General features: G+C 56.5%; 16 protein-coding genes. 6 read left to right on the forward strand and 10 right to left on the reverse strand.

Features of this window, described 5'->3' with window-relative positions:
- Positions 1 to 16: 16 nt before the first annotated feature.
- Together recG and lexA are read right to left on the reverse strand one after the other, a co-directional pair.
- Positions 17 to 2047 carry an ATP-dependent DNA helicase RecG gene (gene recG, locus KQI26_RS01990; RefSeq protein WP_216502982.1) on the reverse strand — a complete coding sequence of 677 codons (2031 nt, stop codon included), beginning with the start codon at positions 2045 to 2047 and terminating at the stop codon, positions 17 to 19.
- A 9-nt stretch (positions 2048 to 2056) separates the two neighbouring features.
- Entirely contained in the window at positions 2057 to 2647 is a 591-nt protein-coding gene (gene lexA, locus KQI26_RS01995; RefSeq protein WP_118427946.1) for a transcriptional repressor LexA, read from the reverse strand.
- 221 nt (positions 2648 to 2868) lie between these two features.
- Here lexA and KQI26_RS02000 point away from each other — a divergent pair, with 221 nt between their 5' ends.
- The 4 genes from KQI26_RS02000 (at position 2869) to KQI26_RS02015 (ending at position 7829) form a co-directional block, all read left to right on the forward strand.
- On the forward strand, positions 2869 to 3585 hold the full coding sequence (locus KQI26_RS02000; RefSeq protein ID WP_216502983.1) for a hypothetical protein: 717 nt from the start codon (positions 2869 to 2871) through the stop codon (positions 3583 to 3585).
- A 3-nt stretch (positions 3586 to 3588) separates the two neighbouring features.
- On the forward strand, positions 3589 to 4665 hold the full coding sequence (locus KQI26_RS02005; protein WP_216502985.1) for a glycosyl transferase family 2: 1077 nt from the start codon (positions 3589 to 3591) through the stop codon (positions 4663 to 4665).
- Positions 4666 to 5135: 470 nt separating this feature from the next.
- Positions 5136 to 6602: a cardiolipin synthase gene (gene cls, locus KQI26_RS02010; RefSeq protein WP_216502987.1), complete on the forward strand. Its 1467-nt coding sequence runs from the start codon at positions 5136 to 5138 to the stop codon at positions 6600 to 6602.
- A 63-nt stretch (positions 6603 to 6665) separates the two neighbouring features.
- Positions 6666 to 7829, forward strand: a complete 1164-nt coding sequence (locus KQI26_RS02015) for an amidohydrolase (protein WP_118746323.1) — start codon at positions 6666 to 6668, stop codon at positions 7827 to 7829.
- Positions 7830 to 8093: 264 nt separating this feature from the next.
- Here KQI26_RS02015 and KQI26_RS02020 read toward each other — a convergent pair whose 3' ends face one another.
- The 3 genes from KQI26_RS02020 to hisS form a co-directional block, all read right to left on the reverse strand.
- The gene (locus KQI26_RS02020; RefSeq protein WP_216502989.1) at positions 8094 to 8576 is read right to left on the reverse strand and encodes a hypothetical protein; all 483 of its coding nucleotides are present in this window, start codon (positions 8574 to 8576) and stop codon (positions 8094 to 8096) included.
- Between the two features lie 187 nt (positions 8577 to 8763).
- On the reverse strand, positions 8764 to 10560 hold the full coding sequence (gene aspS / locus KQI26_RS02025) for an aspartate--tRNA ligase (RefSeq protein WP_216502990.1): 1797 nt from the start codon (positions 10558 to 10560) through the stop codon (positions 8764 to 8766).
- 28 nt (positions 10561 to 10588) lie between these two features.
- Positions 10589 to 11938 carry a histidine--tRNA ligase gene (gene hisS, locus KQI26_RS02030; protein ID WP_216502992.1) on the reverse strand — a complete coding sequence of 450 codons (1350 nt, stop codon included), beginning with the start codon at positions 11936 to 11938 and terminating at the stop codon, positions 10589 to 10591.
- 383 nt (positions 11939 to 12321) lie between these two features.
- Here hisS and KQI26_RS02035 point away from each other — a divergent pair, with 383 nt between their 5' ends.
- Both KQI26_RS02035 and KQI26_RS02040 read left to right on the forward strand, forming a co-directional pair.
- Positions 12322 to 13053 carry an S-layer homology domain-containing protein gene (locus tag KQI26_RS02035; protein WP_216502994.1) on the forward strand — a complete coding sequence of 244 codons (732 nt, stop codon included), beginning with the start codon at positions 12322 to 12324 and terminating at the stop codon, positions 13051 to 13053.
- Between the two features lie 121 nt (positions 13054 to 13174).
- Positions 13175 to 13663, forward strand: a complete 489-nt coding sequence (locus KQI26_RS02040; protein WP_216502996.1) for a hypothetical protein — start codon at positions 13175 to 13177, stop codon at positions 13661 to 13663.
- 34 nt (positions 13664 to 13697) lie between these two features.
- Here KQI26_RS02040 and KQI26_RS02045 read toward each other — a convergent pair whose 3' ends face one another.
- From KQI26_RS02045 to mreC, 5 genes are all read right to left on the reverse strand, one after another.
- Complete coding sequence (locus tag KQI26_RS02045; protein ID WP_118746330.1) at positions 13698 to 14111, reverse strand: methylglyoxal synthase; 414 nt, start codon at positions 14109 to 14111, stop codon at positions 13698 to 13700.
- A gap of 61 nt (positions 14112 to 14172) precedes the next feature.
- The gene (gene minD / locus KQI26_RS02050; protein ID WP_177613622.1) at positions 14173 to 14919 is read right to left on the reverse strand and encodes a septum site-determining protein MinD; all 747 of its coding nucleotides are present in this window, start codon (positions 14917 to 14919) and stop codon (positions 14173 to 14175) included.
- Between the two features lie 128 nt (positions 14920 to 15047).
- On the reverse strand, positions 15048 to 17282 hold the full coding sequence (mrdA, locus tag KQI26_RS02055; RefSeq protein ID WP_216502997.1) for a penicillin-binding protein 2: 2235 nt from the start codon (positions 17280 to 17282) through the stop codon (positions 15048 to 15050).
- A 24-nt stretch (positions 17283 to 17306) separates the two neighbouring features.
- Positions 17307 to 17819, reverse strand: coding sequence for a hypothetical protein (locus KQI26_RS02060; RefSeq protein ID WP_216502999.1), 513 nt, complete (start codon positions 17817 to 17819; stop codon positions 17307 to 17309).
- A gap of 3 nt (positions 17820 to 17822) precedes the next feature.
- Entirely contained in the window at positions 17823 to 18656 is an 834-nt protein-coding gene (gene mreC / locus KQI26_RS02065) for a rod shape-determining protein MreC (RefSeq protein ID WP_216503000.1), read from the reverse strand.
- Position 18657: the final 1 nt, after the last annotated feature.

An 18657-nucleotide genomic window follows, 5' to 3' on the forward strand; every position in this document is an offset into this window, starting at 1 on the left:
GATAAAGAATGGATTTTTATTGTTGGGCCCGGTGAAAAAGCTGCTTTACCTTTTCTAGTAAAAGGGGATGGGAAGAAAGGTCCGGGTCCTGCCGCAGCACCTGTTGGGCCGCTTGCTGGGCATTTTGCAAAAGGGATACATCCTGGGACAGATCGGCGATCTTGAATTCCGGCAGACCGTGCTGCCGGTCGCCGAAAAAGTCTCCCGGCCCCCGCAGCTTCAGATCGGCTTCGGCGATGCGGAAGCCGTCGTGACACTGGGTCATCACCCGCAGCCGCTCCTGTGTTTTGGCGCTTTTGCTGGCGGACACCAGCACACAATAGGACTGCCGGTCTCCACGGCCCACCCGGCCCCGCAGCTGGTGGAGCTGGGACAGGCCGAACCGGTCGGCGTCCTCCACGATCATCAGGGAGGCCCGGGGTACATTGACGCCCACTTCGATCACGGTGGTGCTCACCAGCACCTGGATCTTTCCCTGGACGAAATCCTCCATCACCTGTTCCTTTTCCCGGCTTTTCAGCTTGCCGTGCATCAGGCCGATGGACACCTGGGGAACCCGCTGCTGCAGTGCTTTGGCATAAGCTACCGCCGATTGCCGCTCGTCCTCCCCTTCTTCGGTTTCGATGAGAGGACAGACGATGTACACCTGTCCCCCTTCCTGCACCTGTTTTTGGATGAAGGCATCCAGCCGGGGGCGATAGCTGGGGGGCACGGCGTAGGTCTCCACCCGTTTGCGTCCCGGGGGCAGTTCGTCCAGCACCGACACCTGCAAATCGCCGTAGAGCATCAGGGCCAGGGTGCGGGGAATGGGCGTGGCGCTCATCACAAGAGAATGGGTGTCCGCCCCCTTGTCCCACAAAAGCTGCCGCTGCTGCACGCCGAAGCGGTGCTGTTCATCGGTAATGGTCAGGGCCGGACGGCAAAAGACCACATTGTTTTCGATGAGGGCATGGGTGCCGATGAGAACAGAGATCTCCCCTTGACCCAACTTTTCCAGCATGGTTTCCCGCTGTTTTTTGGGTGTGGAGCCAGTGAGCAGAGCGCAGGAGATGCCGCATTGCTCCATCAGCGGCTGGAGGGATTCGTAATGCTGCCGGGCCAGAAGCTCGGTGGGGGCCATCAGCGCCCCCTGCATCCCGTTTTTGGCGGCCAGCCACAGACAGGCGGCGGCCACCATGGTTTTGCCACTGCCCACATCCCCCTGCACCAGGCGGCTCATCCGTTTGCCTCCTGTCATGTCGGCAAAGGCCTCGGCCACAGCCCGCCGCTGGGCGCCGGTGGGAGAGAAAGGAAGAACCTGGTAGAATTCCTCTGGAGAATACCAGGTGAGCCCGATGCCCTGGGCGGTGATATTCTGCTGTCCCATCAGCTGCAAACCGCAGGCAAACTGAAAGAACTCCTCAAAAATCACCCGTTTCCGGGCCTCTTCCAGGGCTTCCCGATGGACGGGATAGTGGATGTTTTCATAGGCATAGCGGATGTGGCACAGGTCATATTGCTGGCGGATTTCTTCGTTCAGGCTTTCGGTGAGCTCGTCGGTATACTGGATGGCCTGGGAGGTGGCCTGGAGCATCAGCGTGCGGGACAGCCCGCCGGTGAGACGGTAGACCGGAAGCAATCGTCCGGTGATCATCCCTCGCCCGGCCGGTTCAAACTGAGGGTTGGTCAGCTGTTTTTTCAGCAGTGTTCCTTCGATTTTGCCGAAAAAGGCGTATTCCTCCCCCTGGCGCAGCTGAGAGCTGAGATAGGGCTGGTTGAAATATACCAGATCGATCTGGCCACTTTCGTCAAAGGCCCGCAGTTTGGTGATGCTCAGCCCTTTGCGGATCAGCCGTGTGGAAGGGGGCTGGGCCACGGTGGCCAGAATGCAGCAATTTTCCCCCACGGGGGCTTGGGCGATGGGATAAAAGCGGCTGCGGTCCTCATATTCCCTGGGAAAGTGCTCCAGGCAGTCTCCCAGGGTGAAAAGGCCCAGCTTGTGAAAAAGCTGGGCCTTCTTCTCCCCCACACCCCGCAGGGTGCGGATATCGTCTGTGAGATGGCTCATGGGATACACCTAGCGCTGGTATTGGCGGTAGACCGCCACCACCAGGCCCAGGATCTGAGCATCGTCCCCATCGATGGGCTCATAGGCGGGGTTTTCCGGCAGCAGGCGCACATGGCCATTGGATTTGTCCAGCCGCTTGACGGTGGCCTCATCCTCCAGCATGGCCACCACGATGGCCTTTTGATCGGCGGTGTCCTGACGGCGGACGATCACATCGTCCCCATCCAGGATACCGGCCCCGATCATGCTGTCGCCCCGGACCCGCAGGGCAAAATATTCCCCGCTGTGATATTCAAAGGGGATGTAGCCCAGAATATCCTCCTGCATCAGGATGGGCTGGCCGGCGGTGACCACTCCCAGCACCGGGATCTTCTTCACGCCGGTGGGATGGTTTTTCAGGGTGATGGACCGGGTGCGGCCCTCGCCCTTGTCCAAAAATCCCCCTTCCTGCAAGATCTTCAGATGGGAGTGGACCGTGGAGGGGGATCGGAGCCCCACCGCTTGGCAGATCTCCCGCACGGCGGGAGGATAGCCATTTTCGTCGGTATAGCGGGAGATATAGTCCAAAATCTTTTGGCGCATGGGACTGAGTTTTTTCATGGGATCACCTCAAGGGACGGTCTATGGCATAGAATTGTATATAGTATACCATAAAATACGGGATGAGGCAAACATTTGTTCCGATCCATGGAAAAACGGTTTTGGATGGGCACAGGAAGTTCTGCTGCGGCATATGCTGTCATTGTAATGGCTTTGGGGCCTGGGAGAGGACTGCCCCGGCTCCATCGAAAAGTTTTACGAGAAACAAGGAGGGATCCCTGTTGAAGGAGATCGATTGGAAGCAAAAGACCAGCCGGGCCTCCGGAGAGGAGACGGAGGAAACCCCGCTCCTTCACCGGGTACGCCGGGTGGTGCGGGTGCGGCCCGACGGCAGTTATGAGGAAAAGGAAGGGCTCCAGCAGGAGGTGCAGCAGTCCCTTCCCGAAAGCCCCCTTCTCCAATGGGCCAGAGAAAGCGGCCAGTGGGTGCCCGAGGGACTAAGTCTCAGTTGCCAGTGTCCTTCCGGACCGGAGAAAGAGGAGGACAAAGAGAATCGTCCCTGTATCCCCTGTCCTCCCTGCCCCTGTGAGCCCTGTTCCTGCTCCTGTGTCTGTTCCTGGGATGCACCCGCCCATGATTATCTCACCGGTGTGGACCCGGTGGTGGGCGGCCAGCGAGGGGAAAAAGACACGGCGCTGAAACTGGCCCTGGCAGCTCAGCAGGGGGATAGCATCTGTATGGAGGAAGAGGGCATCCGGTTGGAAAAGGGTGCCTATCTGGTGCTGCTCCAGGGCCGGGCCCAGGATTACTCCGGTGAAGAAGCCGGTCTTCAGCTGCTGCTGGACGGCCAGGCCGTGCCCGGAGGACTTTGGCGGGGCAAGGAAACCGCATCCCTGGGAGCGATTCTGGCCACTCAGGGGGCAAAGCTCCAGGTGATCTGCCTGGAAGACGGCCTGTATCAGGATCTGTCCCTCACCGTGCTTCGGTTGGACGGCTGAGCCATGAAAATCTATGTGTATGCCATCTGCAAAGACGAAAAAGCCTTTGCAGACCGGTGGATGGATTCCATGTCAGAGGCCGATGGGGTCTATGTGCTGGACACAGGAAGCCAGGACGGCACTCCGGCCGCCCTGGCTTCCCGGGGGGCTTGGGTGGCCTGTCGGGAGGTCGTCCCCTGGCGGTTTGACAAAGCCCGCAATTTGTCCCTGGATCTGGTGCCCCAGGATGCCGACCTGTGCGTCTGTACCGATCTGGATGAGGTGTTTGAAAAAGGCTGGCGAAAAAAGCTGGAACAAGCGGCCCTGATGCAGTCCTGCCCTCAATACCGGTGCCGCTTTGTGTGGAGCCATGGAGAAGATGGAAGAGAGGGCATGGTATTCTGGCAGAACAAGATCCACCGTCGTCATGGTTTTGTGTGGCATTATCCGGTGCACGAAGTGCTGCAATGGCAGGGGGAAAAAGAATATGCCCTGGGAGAGGCTGCCGGGGTCTCTCTGCACCACTGGCCCGATCCCCAGAAATCCCGGGGACAGTACTTGCCCCTTTTGGAGCTGGCCGCCCGGGAAGAGCCGGAGGCCCCCCGCTGCGCTCACTACCTGGGCCGGGAGTATATGTATCAGGGGGATTGGAACAAAGCCGAAGAGGAGCTTTTGCGCCACCTGGCACTCCCCCGCTCCACCTGGGAAGCGGAGCGGGCCGCTTCCATGCGCTATCTGGCCCGGTGCTGTCTGGAGACCGGGCGGCGGAAAGAGGCTCTGCGCTGGTTTTACCGGGCGGTGGCGGAAGCTCCTTCCCTGCGGGAGGGGTATGTGGAGTGTGCCTGGTATTTTTCCCAGGAAGAAAATTGGCCCGGAGTGCTGCTCATGAGCCAAAGCGCTTTGGCCATTACCCAGCGGGATAAAACCTATATCAATGAAGATTTTGCCTGGGGCAGCGTGCCCTGGGATCTGTCCGCCCTGGCCTTCTGGCATCTGGGCCAAAAAGAGAAGGCCTGTTTCTATGGAGCCAGGGCCTTGGAAAAAGAGCCGGAAAACCAACGATTACAGCAGAATCTGGCCTTTTACCAAGGGGAGAAATAATATATTTTTCAAATTTTTTTTACAAACCGTCCACATCTTTTTTTTTGAGTGTGTTATTATGATATCAGCAACATACCTCTCTTTATTCCCCCCACAACAATAAAGAAGCAAAAGGGCGTCCGCTTAGGCGGATGCCCTTTTGCTTAGATTGTCAAAAAAACGGGATAGCCAAAAGGACTACTGGCCCTACCCTTATTGATTTGCAAAAAGCCGCGACCTGTGCGTGGCTTTTTACACTTCTCAAGGGGCCAGTGTGCGCCGAAGGCGTGCATGCAGACCCTTGCAAAACTCGAAAAAGTGGCTATTGCCACTTTTTTGAAATGCTCAGGGCATCCGCTGAGGCATGCGCCCTTTTGCGTAGATTGGCTGTGAGAATTGTACGATTTTTTTCCTTGTATTTCGGTAAGTATGCCGCAGGAAAACTATGCTATAATAATACCGTGGCGAAGATCACCAGAAGGAGGAAAGATGTGAGTCCCCTATTGTTTTTGCTTTATTTTTTCAATGTGATGGCTGCAATTTCCATCCTGTTTTTTCGCAAAAAACAGGTGGGCAGCACATTGGCCTGGCTTTTGGTCTTCGCCTTTGTGCCTTGGTTGGGCTTTTTGCTTTATTTCTTTCTGGGTAGTACCCGAAAACTGCGACTTTTCCGCCGCTGGTTCCGGCCCAATCCCCGCTTGGCCGAATATGGACCAAGCCCTGGGGAAAATGCCCGGGCTTTGCTCTCCGGCCAGTTCAATCTCAGCAGCCAGGGACGGGAGGGCTGCCGGGATCTGATGCTGCTCAACCTGCAGGGAGCAGGGGCCGTCTACACCCAGGGAAACAGCGCCCGGCTGCTGGTGGATGCAGAAAAAAAGTATGAAAGCCTGTTTCGGGACATTGAGGAAGCACAGGAAACCATCCATGTGCTGTATTTCATCTTCAAAACCCAGGATGAATGCGGCAGAAAGCTGCTGGATTTGCTGGTGCGAAAAGCACGGCAGGGCGTGAAGGTGCGGGTCATTTACGATACCCTGGGCTGTCTCAAAACCCACAGGGTGGATTTTGATCCTCTGATCCAGGCCGGCGGCATGGTGTATGGGTACCTCCCCTCCCCTTTGCGCACTGTTTTGCAGGTCAACTATCGGATGCATCGGAAAATGGTCATCATCGATGGAAAAGTGGCCTACACCGGCGGCATCAACATCGGCGATGACTATCTGGGGAAAGACAAGCGGATCACTCCTTGGCGGGATACCTCGGTGCGGCTGACAGGACCGTGCGTTCAGCAGGTACAGCGCCAGTTTATCCGGGACTGGGTTTTTCTGGATTCTCAGGCCGCCCGGCCCTATGTGGAGAAAATCGACTCTTCCCAAAGCCTGGAACAGTGTATGAAAGAGGAAAACACCGGACAAGTGGGTGTGCAGATCGTCTCTTCCGGGCCGGATAGCCTCTATCCCTATACCAAGGAAAGTTATCTGGGTATGATCACAAGGGCCCGTCGATATCTTTATATCCAGACCCCCTATTTTATCCCCGACGACACCCTTCTGACGGCGCTGCGCTGTGCCAGCCGGGCAGGAGTGGATGTGCGTCTGATGATCCCCGGAGTGCCGGACAAGGCCTATGCCTATCATGTGACCATGTGGCATGCCGGTGAATTGCTCCGCTGGGGCATTCCGGTGTACCGTTATCCCGGTTTTCTCCATGCCAAAACCTTTGTCATGGATGATATGGTGGCGTCCATAGGCTCCACCAACCTGGATATCCGTTCCTTTGACCTGGATTATGAACTCAACGCCCTGGTCTATGACCGGGATTTTGCTTTGGAGTGCCGGAAGGTTTTTTTGCAGGATCAGGAAAAAAGCCGCCGCCTTACCAGAGAAGAATACCAGAGCCGTCCCCTGCCGGATAAGGTGAAAGCAGGGCTTCTGCGGCTGGTGGCCCCCTTGCTTTGATATTTCGGGATCATGGCCTTTGGCCTTGACCATAAAAAAACAATGAGAAGGAGACTTGGCAAAATGATTGCGATCACCAACGGAAAAATTGTGACAGTCACCGGCGAGACCTATGAAAACGGTACCGTGCTGGTGGAAAAGGGAAAAATCACCGCCGTGGGAGCCAATGTGGCCATTCCCGCCGATGCGGAAGTCATCGATGTGAAGGGCGGCTGGGTGACCCCTGGTTTCATCGACGCCCATACCCATATCTCCAACTTTAACGAACCCGACACCATGCCGGCCCTGTGCAAGGATGGCAACGAGATGAGCGATCCTATCACTCCTCAGGTGCGGGCCTCTGACGCCATCAACCCCTGTGATTATGCCATTGAAAAGGTGCGTAACGCCGGCTTTACCACCGTTTGCACTCTGCCTGGTTCGGCCAATGTGTGCGGCGGCACCGGCATTGTCTATAAGCTGCGGGGCCATACCGCCGAGGAAATGATCATCCCCGGTACTGAGCAGATGAAGTTCGCTCTGGGCGAGAATCCCAAGCGCGTCTATGGCACTAAGAATCAGATGCCCATGACCCGTATGGGTACAGCTGCTCTGCTGCGCCAGACCTTCTATGATGCCAAGAATTATTCCGATGCTCTGCTCAAGGCGGAGAAAGATCCCTCCAAGGCTCCCAAGCCCGACTTCAAGCTGGATGCTCTGGTGCCCGTCATGCGCCGGGAGATGAAGTGCCGTATCCATGCCCACCGGGCCGACGATATCTGCACCGCCATCCGCATCTGCAAGGAGTTTGATCTGGACTTCTCCATCGAGCACGCCACCGAGGGCTATAAGATCACCGATGTGCTCCAGAAGAACGATGTGACCTGCGTGGTAGGCCCTCATCTGTGGGGACCGGGCAAGCAGGAAATCCATGGCCTGAGCCTGCATACTCCTGCGGCGCTCCATGAAGCGGGCATCACTGTGTGCCTCACCGCTGATTCCGGCTCCCAGACCCAGTTCCTCCCCGCCACCGTGGGCATCCTGATGGTCAATGGCCTGGATGAGCAGGCCGCCTTTGAAGGCGTTACCATCAATCCCGCCCGTCTGCTGGGCGTAGCCGACAAAATGGGCAGCATCGAAGTGGGCAAGGACGCTGACCTGGCCGTGTTCAGTGGCCATCCCTTCAGCAGCCTGAGCAAGTGCATGATGACCATGATCGATGGCGTTGCCTATAACAAGAGCCTGTAAGATCTACATAAACAAAAAAGCAGCCGGGAAAATTTCCCGGCTGGAGCTGATCGAAAAAGTGGCCTTGGGCCACTTTTTCGAGTTTTTGCAGGATCTGCGTGCAGCCATTCGGCCATACTGGCCCCTTGATAGGTGCAAAAAGCCACGCACAGGTCGCGGATTTTTGCAAATTGATGAGGGGTAGGGCAGGCAGTCCCTTTTCGATATAGGGATCTTTGGATAAAAAAACAGCCGGGATGTCCCGGCTGTTTTTTGTTGTGTTTGTTATGCCTGGACTTTTTTCCGCTTTTGTCCTTTCCAGAAATGGAGAGCGATGGCACAAATTGCCCAGATTAGGTAGCCCCGCAGCATCATATAGCCGCTTTGCTTCAAGGGAGCTGTAACCATCTCCAACCCACCGCCCATGATCAGGCAGGAGAAGATGTAGGTGCACAGATGAGCCAGCAGATAATAGGCCAGGGTGAGCCAGGAGTCCAGTTTGAAAAGCAAGGTCAGCAAAGGCAATGCCATGAAGAAATAAATCAAATAGCCCCAGAAATTGCTCACAAACAGGCTGATCGGCTGCCAGAATTCGATCTTTGTCTCAATGGCTTCCACCTGGGCCTGGTTGCGCAGGGCGGGAAGTTGTTCCCGCAGGGAACTGGTATACTGAGTAAGCAGTCCTTGCGTTACTTCCATCACTGTCCACAGCACCACCAGAGCACAGAGTACGATGAGAGTCCATTTATGTTTTCTGATGAAGGTCATAGTGATCCCCCTTTCTCTTCATGGGCAGTATCAATTGGTTATATATATTTTATCACGCTGCCAAAGAAAAGAAATAGGCAATATTTACAAATCGGAGTCATGGAATTTGGATAGAAAAAGGGCCGGCAAATACCGGCCCTTTTGGGGGATAAGGGAGCGGCGGCTCGCCGCCCAGCCCTTTTGGGAATTATTCTTTCTTTTCGGGGATATCCAGAGCGATGCTCAGTTCCTTCAGCTGCTTTTCGTCCACAAGAGAAGGACAATGCATCATCAGGTCGCTGGCGTTCTGCACCTTGGGGAAGGCGATCACATCCCGGATGCTGTCCCGTCCGGCCATGAGCATCACCAGCCGGTCCAGGCCATAGGCCAGGCCGCCGTGAGGAGGTGCGCCATAGCGGAAGGCTTCGATCATATGGCCAAAACGCTCCTGGATGTCGGCTTCTTCAAAGCCCAGGGCTTTGAACATCCGCTGCTGCACATCGCTGCGGTGGATACGGATGGAACCGCCGCCCAGCTCGGTGCCGTTGAGCACGATGTCATAGGCCTTGGCCCGCATGGCGATGGGGTTGGTTTCAAACAAGGGCAGATCCTCGTCCTTGGGAGCGGTGAAGGGATGGTGCTTGGCATAGAGCCGCTTCTTCCCTTCGTCGTCCTCGCCGTACTCGAAGAGGGGGAAATCGGTGACCCACAGCAGCTTGTAAACCCCTTCGGGGATGGCGTCCATCCGCCGGGCCACTTCACACCGGAGCATACCCAGGGCATTGAGGGCGGTCGCGGTGTCGGTGTCGGCCACGATGAGCACCAGGTCTCCCTTCCCTGCTCCGGCCTTCTCCAGCAGAGCCTCCATGGTCTCCGGCTTGAGGAACTTGGCAAAGGAAGAGCTCAGCTCGCCATTTTCGTTGACCTTGGCCCAGGCCAGGCCCTTCACCCGATAGGTCTTGACGAACTCAGTCAAGCTGTCGATCTCCTTGCGGCTGAATTTGGCGCCGCCTTCGATCTTGATGCCCCGCACAGTGCCGCCCTGCTCCAATGCGCCGTCAAAGACGCCGAAGCCGCAGCTCTTCACTGTTTCCGACAGATCAAAGATCTCATAGCCGAAGCGCAGGTCGGGCTTGTCGGAGCCGAAACGCTCCATGGCCTCCTGGTAGGGCATCCGCTGAATGGGCAGAGTGATGTCCACATCCAGCACTTCTTTAAACACCCGCTGGAGGAAGCCTTCGTTGACGGCCATTACATCTTCCTGATCCACAAAGGACATTTCCAGGTCGATCTGGGTGAATTCCGGCTGACGGTCGGCCCGCAGGTCCTCGTCCCGGAAGCAGCGGACGATCTGGATATACCGGTCAAAGCCGGAGAGCATCAGCAGTTGCTTGTACTGCTGGGGGGACTGGGGCAGAGCGTAAAACTCGCCGGGATGCACCCGGGAAGGCACCAGATAGTCCCGGGCTCCTTCGGGGGTGGACTTGGTGAGCATGGGGGTTTCGATCTCCAGGAAGCCCTGCTCGTCAAAATATTGCCGGGCCACATGGGCGATCTTGTGGCGCAAAGCCAGGGACTTCTGCAAAGAGGGACGGCGCAGGTCCAGATAACGGTATTTCAGACGCAGGGCGTCGTTGACCGTGGCCTCGTCGCTGATCTCAAAGGGCGGGGTGTCGGCCTTTTCGTAGATTTCCAGGCTGTCGGCCAGGATCTCAATGCGGCCGGTGGGGATCTTGTCATTGATGGAAGAGCGCTGGCGCACCACGCCTTCGATCTTCAGAGTGTATTCCGAACGAACGGTGAAGGCCAGATCAAACAGCTCTTTGTTGTCGGCCTCGTCAAAGATGCACTGGACGATGCCTTCCCGATCCCGTAGGTCGATGAAGATCAGGCCGCCCAGGTCCCGCATACGGGCGCACCAGCCGCAGACGGTGACCCGCTGCCCGATGTGCTCTTCTCGCAGGGAGCCGCAGTAATGCCGTTGAGGGTTGAGAAAAATCGACATAAAAACATCTCCTTATGGTGATAATTGTTTATTCTTCCGGACGGATGGGCTTGCCCTCGCTGAGAAGGGCAATTTTGGAAAGCAGCCAGCCCGCGGCCTGCTCCTGGGGAATGGTCTCTTGCTCCCCTGTCCGCATGTTCTTGATGGAAACGGCGGCGGCGTTGACCTCATCCTCGCCCAGGAAGAGGACAAAGGGTACTTTCAGCTTGTCCGCATAGCTCATCTTGGCTTTGAATTTCTTCTGCTCGGTGTAAAGCTGGGTGCGGATGTTTGCCTGCCGCAGCTGGGTGGCCAGAGAGATGGCCGGGCTAAGGTCCTCGGTCATGGGCAGGATCAGCACATCCGCCGGAGCGGTGAGCAGCTCGTCATTGAGCAGGCCCTGCTCCTCCAGCACATAAAACAGCCGAGTCAGGCCGATGGAAATGCCAACGCCGGGCAGCTGTTTATCGGTGTAAAACGCCGCCAGGTTGTCATAGCGGCCGCCGGAGCAGATGGAGCCGATCTCCGGATGCCGGGTCATCTGGGTCTCATAAACGGTGCCGGTGTAATAGTCCAGGCCCCGGGCGATGGTCAGGTCCACTTTGAAGTGGGTCTCCGGTACGCCGAAATCTTCCATGTGGCGTACCACCTGGGAAAGCTCCTGGATGCCGGTGTCCAGCAGCTCGTTCTGGCCCTTCAGCTTTTCCAAAGCTTCCATAGGATCGGCGCTTTCCAGCACTTCCAGCAGCTTGGAAGCGGCATCTTCCGCCACGGCAAACTCGCCGGTGAGCACTTCCAGCACTTTTTCCTTTCCGATCTTCTCCAGCTTGTCAATGGTGCGCATCACATCGGTGGCCTTGTCCCCCAGCCCCAGCAGGTCAAACAGACCGCTGAGCACCTTCCGGTTGTTCAGCCGGATCTGGAAATCTTCAAGGCCCAGGGCGGTGAAGGTGCGGTAGATCACCGAGGGAATTTCAGCTTCGCACAGGATATCCAGCTTGCCATCGCCGATGATGTCGATGTCCGCCTGGTAAAACTCCCGGAAGCGTCCACGCTGGGGCCGCTCGCCCCGGTAGACCTTGCCGATCTGATACCGGCGGAAAGGAAATGCCAGGTCGTTATAGTGAAGGGCCACATATTTGGCCAGGGGCACGGTGAGATCGAAGCGGAGAGCCAGATCGCTGTCCCCCTTCTGGAAGCGGTAGATCTGCTTTTCGGTGTCGCCGCCGCCCTTGGCCAGCAGCACTTCGGCGGCCTCGATCACCGGTGTGTCCAGGCCGGTGAAGCCATACAGCTCATAGCTTTGGCGCAGAATGTCCATCATCCAGTTCATCTGGGCCTGCTGGTGAGGCAGAAGCTCCATAAAACCGGAAAGGGTGCGGGGTTTCATTTTGCTCATAGTCCTTCTCCTGTTCTTTTGAGAGAAATAAAAAAACGCCTTCGTCCCTCACATGGGACGAAAGCGCAGTCTTTCGTGGTGCCACCCAATTTCGGCGGAAAACCGCCCTTTTGATGCCTCAAGGGTGCGGGAGGCTGCCGCAGGCGTCTCCGCCCGCCGTTCCGGCGCTGTCTTCCCCAGTTCCTTTCCGCAAAACGCTTTCAGCCAGGGCGTTTCTCTCTGCTGCGGTGGTGACCGGCTACTAAGTCGCCTTCATCACGGTGCTTGGAGATATTTTATCCTTTTTGCAAGGGAAAGTCAAGAGCCGGAAGAGAAGCATTGTTAAAAGAAAATGGAGGATACGGTAATATGATTGCACAATGAAACAGAAAGGAAGATGCTTGATGAAAAGACCCCTGCGTATGTTGGGCCGCCGGATGACGGCGCTTCTGGCTTCCATGGTGTTGCTGGCCGGTGTGCTGCCGGTGCAGGCCGCAGGACTCCAGATGCCCGCAGCCAAAAAGGCACAGATGGAAGTACCCTCCGATTGGCTGTCGGTGAATGTGTATTCCTCCCTCAAGGATGTGAAGGTCACCGTCACCTATGACGGCTACCTGGGCAGCCTGAAGGCCTCCGATCTGGGGCTAAAGGGAGATGGAGAGGTTCCCGTGCTCAAGGAGGGCTCCCATATCCAGTTCCAGATCCAGCATAAAAACCCCATGACCTATTATAATTTCTGCTATGACGGCATCGTTCTGCCGGAAGATGCGCAGCCCATGGGCCGGGATGACTGCGGCGGCGGTCAGATCTATTACGGATCGGACAGCGAGGGCAGCTTCCCCATCCAGGTTTATGGAACAGGAAAGGAAAATCACAGCACCACCCAGGCCGCCGGTATTGTCAACATGGAAGAGTTCGGCATCTATCTGGGAAATGGCACCTACTCCTATTCGGCGGTGAACGGCCTGGTGGACTATGCCTTCCACAGCCAGGAGGCCCGGGACGCAGACGGCATGAAGGCGCTGGTGGCCAATGGCGTCATCAATGGCACATCGGACACCACCCTGGCTCCCCGAGATCCCTGCACCGTGGAGCAAGGCATCCTGCTTCTGTACCGTCTCTATGAAAAGATCTGATCTCTGTTAGAAGTGAAAAATCCCCTGACCTATGGTCAGGGGATTTTTTATCCTCATGGTTGATGAAAATTTTCAAATCTGATAAAATAAAGTCACGAAATCACAGAGAGGGGTGCAAGGAATGAAGAAGATGGACAAACGGAAGAGAGTTCGGTGGATTGCCGCTTTGGTGGTGCTGTTTTTGCTCCTTGTGCTCTATGTGCCACACCCGTTGTTTTTAAAGGGACAGCAGGTGGATACCATCTTGTATCGGGCGCCAGAGTGGGATGTTCTTCATTATTATTACCCCATTCAAGGAGAGGAACAGGAACTTCCTCAGGATGCTTTGGAGAGTATTCTGAAAAAAGCCTGGGTTGTTCCCCATTTTCTGCCCTTTCAGAGGCCGAAAACCTTTCCTCATGGGGCCGTGACCTATATGCTCACTCTGGAGGGGGGCCGGACCATTCTTCTGGGCGAAATGAACCGGCTGGAAACCGATGTGTTTGGAAGTTGCTGCCGTTATTACACCATCCTCAACGAAGATGAGCTGATGGAAGAACTCAACGCCCTGCTCAAGCCGGAGGAAAAGGAAAACATGCCCTCCGTTGTGGCGGGTGAAGTGGATGAATGATGAAAAACGCCGCCTGTATCTCAGGCGGCGTTTTTTATGATTTGTTGTTTTTGGGATTGACGATATCACGCCAGGCCAGGTCGCCCCGGATCAGGCCCTGGATGAGGACTTCCGCCGTGGCCACATTGGTGGCAAAGGGGATGTTGTTCATGTCGCACAGACGCTGCAGGTTGGTGAAATCGGAATCGCCGCTGTATTTGTCCAGAGGGTCCCGGAAGATCAGCACCATGTCCAGTTCGTTGTAGGCCGCCCGTGCGGCCACCTGCTCATCGCCGCCGCTGATGCCGGGCAGCAGGCAGTTGACCTTCAGCCCTGTGGCCTCCATGATCAGCTTGCCGGTGGTACCGGTGGCGCACAGCTCATGCTGGGAGAGAACGCCGCAATAGGCGATGCAGAACTGAACCATCAGCTCTTTTTTTCTGTTTTGCGCAATGATGGCGATATTCATAATCTATTCTCACTCCGTTTCTCCGATCTGTATGGAAAGCCGGGAGACCCCGGCTCTTTTTTCAAAGTTTCATCAGCCGTACCTTTTCCCCCTTCAGGCGGCGGGCGATGTTCTGATAGGCGGTGACAGCCGGGCCTTCGGAATAGAGCATCAGCACCTTTCCGGCGTTGCCGCAGGCGATGATATCCCGGTCCTCGGGCACCACCCCCAAAAGACCCAGGCCGGAAAGATCCATGGCCCGGTCGATGTTCACCATATCCCCCTGTTCGATCATTCCCGGGCGCACCCGGTTGACCACGATGCGCACATTGTCCATTTTTTCCCGGTAGAAGATCTGGGCGGCCTGTTCGGCCCCCCGCAGGGAGGTGTAATCCGGGGTGGACACGATCACCGCCCGGTCTCCCCCGGCGGCAAAATAGGAAATGGTGTCCGGAAGTCCCGCAGGGCAATCCACAATGGTATAGGTAAAATGAGCCCGGCAGTTCTGGAGAAAAGCGGCCACTTTTTCTTTGGTGACGCAGCTTTCCAGCTTGCTGGAGGCCGGGGCGGTGAGCACCCGCAGGTTTTTGACAATGGGATGCTTGACGGCCGCTTCCTTCAGCGAGGCCCGCCCGGCGATCACATCGGAAAAGGAAAACAGCAGCTGGTCGGTCATGCCCAAAACGATATCCAGGTTCCGCAAACCGCTGTCGGCATCCACCAGCAGCACTTTTTCGCCCAGGGCGCACAGGGCCACCGCCGTGCCGCAGCAAAAGGAGGTTTTACCCGTCCCTCCCTTGCCGGAGGCCGTGATGATCACCGTTCCCACCGAAGAACATCTCCTTCCCGTTTGAGCTCCGCCGGCAAAACCGGCGGAGCATTCTCCCCATAGTGATTTTATTATACTGTATCAGATGCCGGCATGCAATGGAAAATCAATCGCGGCAGCGTAGAAAATCAGTAAATCAGCGTGTTTTCCTGAGTCGCCGGATCGGGATTGGTCTGTTTGCCAAAATAGGCGTCATAGATATCCCGGACGATGGGGGCCACATTGCCGCCGCTGCCGCCGTGCTCCACCAGGACGAATACAGCGATCTGGGGATCGTCATAGGGAGCAAAGGAAATAAAGACACCGTGGGCCGATTGGCTCTTGCTGGCGGTGGTCTGGGCCGAACCGGTTTTGCCGCCTACGGCAATGGGATAATCCCGGAAGACGCTGGCGGCGGTACCGTCGTCGGTAACCACGCCCCGCATGCCTTCCTTGATGGCTTCAATGGTGCTTTCGGAGATATCCATCTCGGCCAGGACTTCCGGTTCGTATTCTTCCACCACCTGGGTGTAATCGTAGCTTACCACCTGTTTGAGGAAGTGGGGACGGTACCGGGTGCCGCCGTTGAGGATGGTGGCCATATAGTTCGCCATCTGGATGGGGGTGAACTGCTGTTCACTCTGGCCGATGGCGGCCTGCAGGGTTTCACCGGGCCACCAGGTTTCACCGTTTGCTTCACGGCTTTCCGGACCGGCCAGATTGCCTGCCACTTCACCGGGCAGTTCCACACCGGTTTTTTCACCCAGGCCCAGCTGTTTGGCATAGTAGTTCAGAGTGTCGATGCCCATGAGCCGGGAGGCCTCATAGAAGAAGTAGTTACAGGAATATTTCAAAGCGCCGCTCACATCCAGAAGACCGTGGGTGCCCCGCTTGTCGTTCCAGATCCAACAAGCCGGAGTATAGCCGCTGGAGGCATAGTAGGTGTAAACGCCTTCGTCCCGGATCTTGGTGGAAGTGGTGATGGTGCCGCTTTCCAAAGCGGCCAGGGCGGTCACCGGCTTAAAGGTGGAGCCGGGAGGATAGGCGCCCATAATGGCCCGGTTGAACATGGGCTTCAAGGGGTCATCATAGAGCATCTGATAATCCTGGTTGAAGGTGGCCAGGTTGTAAGTGGGATAAGAGGCACAGGCCAGGATACCGCCGGTGTCGATGTCAATGACCACCGCGGCGCCGCCTTCCACATCCCAGCCACTGCTGTGGTTGCGCTGGCCCCGTTCTTTGATGGACTGGATGGTGCTGGCCAGGGACCCCTCGGCCACGGCCTGCAAATCCAGATCCAGCGTCAGGATTACATTGCTTCCCGGCTGAGGTTCCTTGGTCTCGGTTTCATTGATAACATCTCCGTTGATGTTGGTCTCCACCGCTTTTTCGCCGTCAATACCCCGGAGATAGGATTCATAGGCTTTTTCCAGGCCGTCTTTGCCAATGGTGTCGTTGAGGCCATAGCCCTGGTCTTTCAGCTCTTCGTACTCTTCCCGGTAGATCTTTCCCACCCGGCCCAGTACATGGGAGGCATAGGTGGTGTCATACTGACGCACATTGTCCACCGTGATGGTGACGCCGGGCATTTGACTGCTCCGCTCTTCCACCAGGGATACCGTCTCCACATCCACCTGACTGGCGAAGGTGTACAGGTTGTTGTAGGAGGAGAATTGCTGTTGATCCATTTCATACCGGACACCGGCGATGAGGCGGGCCTGGGCGTCGGAGAGAGAGGGATCGATGTCGTATTTTTCCCGCAGCAACTCCATCAGCTCTGGAGCCGACAGATCTTCCAGGGTGCGGACGATGTAATCGGGAGCGGTTTGATCCACCACGGCGCTGAGGGCCTGGAGGGCCGTGTGTACCGTCTGCTCATCGGTGTCCGCATCTTTCGGGAGTTTTTTGTCTGCGGCTTTTTTCAGCTCTTCTTTTTCCACCGGGATGCGCCACAGCTTTTCGTTGTCCTCGATGAAGGAGCGAAGGTTCTTGGCCGTGTCTTCTTCGTAGGAGGCAAAGGTATAGGCAAAGGGAGCATCTGTTGTGATAGGCAGGGTGTCGTAATGCTCGATGCCCGCCTGCTGGGTGATGGCGCAGATATCCAGAATCACCTGGTTCTGTTCTTCTTTTTCCCAGGAATAGTAATCGAAGGAGATGGAAAAGCCCAAGGTATTGGATACCAGCGGCCGGCCATAGCAATCCAGGATCTCTCCCCGGGAGGCCGGCTGGTCATAGGTGCGCAGGATCTTCCGCTGGGCTTTCTCCTGATAGGTAGCGCCGTTGACGATCTGCAGATCCACAAGGCGCAGCACCATCAGGCCCAGGGCCACTACCAGAAAACCACTGAGCAGGGCCATTCGTTTCAGTTGACTTCTTCGATTCATAGACGATCCTCTCCGGGGGATGGGTCATTCCTCAGCCGTAAAGCGGGAATGGATGTGTTTGACGATCAGATAGACCACAAGGGAAAAAGGCAGGGACAACAGAAGGCTCTTCCCCGCCGTCAGCAATAGCCCTGGGGAATGGGCTTCATAAACCAGGGCGTAAAAGAAGAAAAAGGACAAAAGGGTTTTGAACAGGGAAAGAAAAATGCCGCACATCAGCAGCGTGGGGAACACTCTCCGCATATAGCGGGAGGCAAAAAAGCCTGCGCCCAAACAGCCCAGGCTGTAATACATGGACAAAAGGGCTTCGGGGGCCGTGGAATTCACCGACAAAAGAATCCCCCCAGCAAAGCCGAAGATGGCTCCCACATAGGGCCCTTCAAACAGGGCCACCGCTGCAAAGAGAAAGGGAAGCACATCGGGGGAGGCTCCCCACAAAGTCAGCCGTGTGCCCCGGGAAAACTGGAGCAGAAAGCACACAAGCACCAACAGGGCATATAGAGCCATCCGGCAGCGAAAATTTTTTCTTTCTTGCATGGCTTACTCCGTGATGTCAAAGGACTTGATGATATACACCTTTTTCAAAGAATCCAGGTCGACGGCCGGCTTCACTTTGGCATAGGTGGAGATGCCGTGGCTTTCGGGCAGCACTTCGGTGATGGTGCCGATGAGCAGGCCCTTGGGGAAGATGCCGCCGTAGCCCGAGGTCTCCGCCGTGTCTCCCACCAGCACATCGCTGTCGTTTTTCAGATAGGACAGGCGCAGAAGTCCGTCTTCCGCCAGGTCATAGCTGCCCTGGGCCACCACCACTTCCCGGGTGCGGGAGATGACAGCGCCCATTTTCAGGGAGATATCGGTCACCGGCTTGACCTCGCAGAAGTTATAACCCACGCTGGATACATACCCCACCAGGCCGTCTCCTGTGACCACGGCGTCATTGACTTCGATGTCGTCCTTTTCCCCTCGGCTGAGGGTGTAAGTGGTGGAGACACCGTCGCTGGAAAGACCGATCACCTCGGCCAGCTCATATTCAAACTGGGAGTTTTTCCGGCGCAGTCCGGCCAGCTCCCGCAGATAGGTGTTTTCGTCGATGGCGGCGTAATACTCCCGCTCCTTCTGTTCCAGCTCCTGTACCCGCTTTTCCAGCTCCTGGTTTTCCTCCACCAGGCTGTCATAGCGATAAAAATAGCCGAACACATCGCTGACGAAATTCCCGGCCCGGGTCAAAGCCTGCTGCACCGGGGTCACCAGCACACCGGTGCCGTTTGTCAGGAAGGTGAGCCTTCCTGTGGCCAGGTTGAACCCCAGCAGCACCGAGGAGCACAAAAACAGGGCCAAAGCCCAGCAAAATAATTTGGAAGAAAAAAGTTTCATG

The organism is Intestinimonas sp. MSJ-38 (assembly GCF_018917925.1).
In the GTDB taxonomy this organism is placed as follows: Bacteria; Bacillota; Clostridia; order Oscillospirales; family Butyricicoccaceae; genus Pseudobutyricicoccus.

What these genes read in the sequence shown, in the direction of transcription:
- recG (WP_216502982.1), bottom strand. Translation starts at nt 2,047, where the DNA reads ATGAGCCATCTCACAGACGATATCCGCACCCTGCGGGGTGTGGGGGAG.
- lexA (WP_118427946.1), bottom strand. Translation starts at nt 2,647, where the DNA reads ATGAAAAAACTCAGTCCCATGCGCCAAAAGATTTTGGACTATATCTCC.
- KQI26_RS02005 (WP_216502985.1), top strand. Translation starts at nt 3,589, where the DNA reads ATGAAAATCTATGTGTATGCCATCTGCAAAGACGAAAAAGCCTTTGCA.
- KQI26_RS02015 (WP_118746323.1), top strand. Translation starts at nt 6,666, where the DNA reads ATGATTGCGATCACCAACGGAAAAATTGTGACAGTCACCGGCGAGACC.
- KQI26_RS02020 (WP_216502989.1), bottom strand. Translation starts at nt 8,576, where the DNA reads ATGACCTTCATCAGAAAACATAAATGGACTCTCATCGTACTCTGTGCT.
- aspS (WP_216502990.1), bottom strand. Translation starts at nt 10,560, where the DNA reads ATGTCGATTTTTCTCAACCCTCAACGGCATTACTGCGGCTCCCTGCGA.
- hisS (WP_216502992.1), bottom strand. Translation starts at nt 11,938, where the DNA reads ATGAGCAAAATGAAACCCCGCACCCTTTCCGGTTTTATGGAGCTTCTG.
- KQI26_RS02035 (WP_216502994.1), top strand. Translation starts at nt 12,322, where the DNA reads ATGAAAAGACCCCTGCGTATGTTGGGCCGCCGGATGACGGCGCTTCTG.
- KQI26_RS02040 (WP_216502996.1), top strand. Translation starts at nt 13,175, where the DNA reads ATGAAGAAGATGGACAAACGGAAGAGAGTTCGGTGGATTGCCGCTTTG.
- KQI26_RS02045 (WP_118746330.1), bottom strand. Translation starts at nt 14,111, where the DNA reads ATGAATATCGCCATCATTGCGCAAAACAGAAAAAAAGAGCTGATGGTT.
- mrdA (WP_216502997.1), bottom strand. Translation starts at nt 17,282, where the DNA reads ATGAATCGAAGAAGTCAACTGAAACGAATGGCCCTGCTCAGTGGTTTT.
- KQI26_RS02060 (WP_216502999.1), bottom strand. Translation starts at nt 17,819, where the DNA reads ATGCAAGAAAGAAAAAATTTTCGCTGCCGGATGGCTCTATATGCCCTG.
- mreC (WP_216503000.1), bottom strand. Translation starts at nt 18,656, where the DNA reads ATGAAACTTTTTTCTTCCAAATTATTTTGCTGGGCTTTGGCCCTGTTT.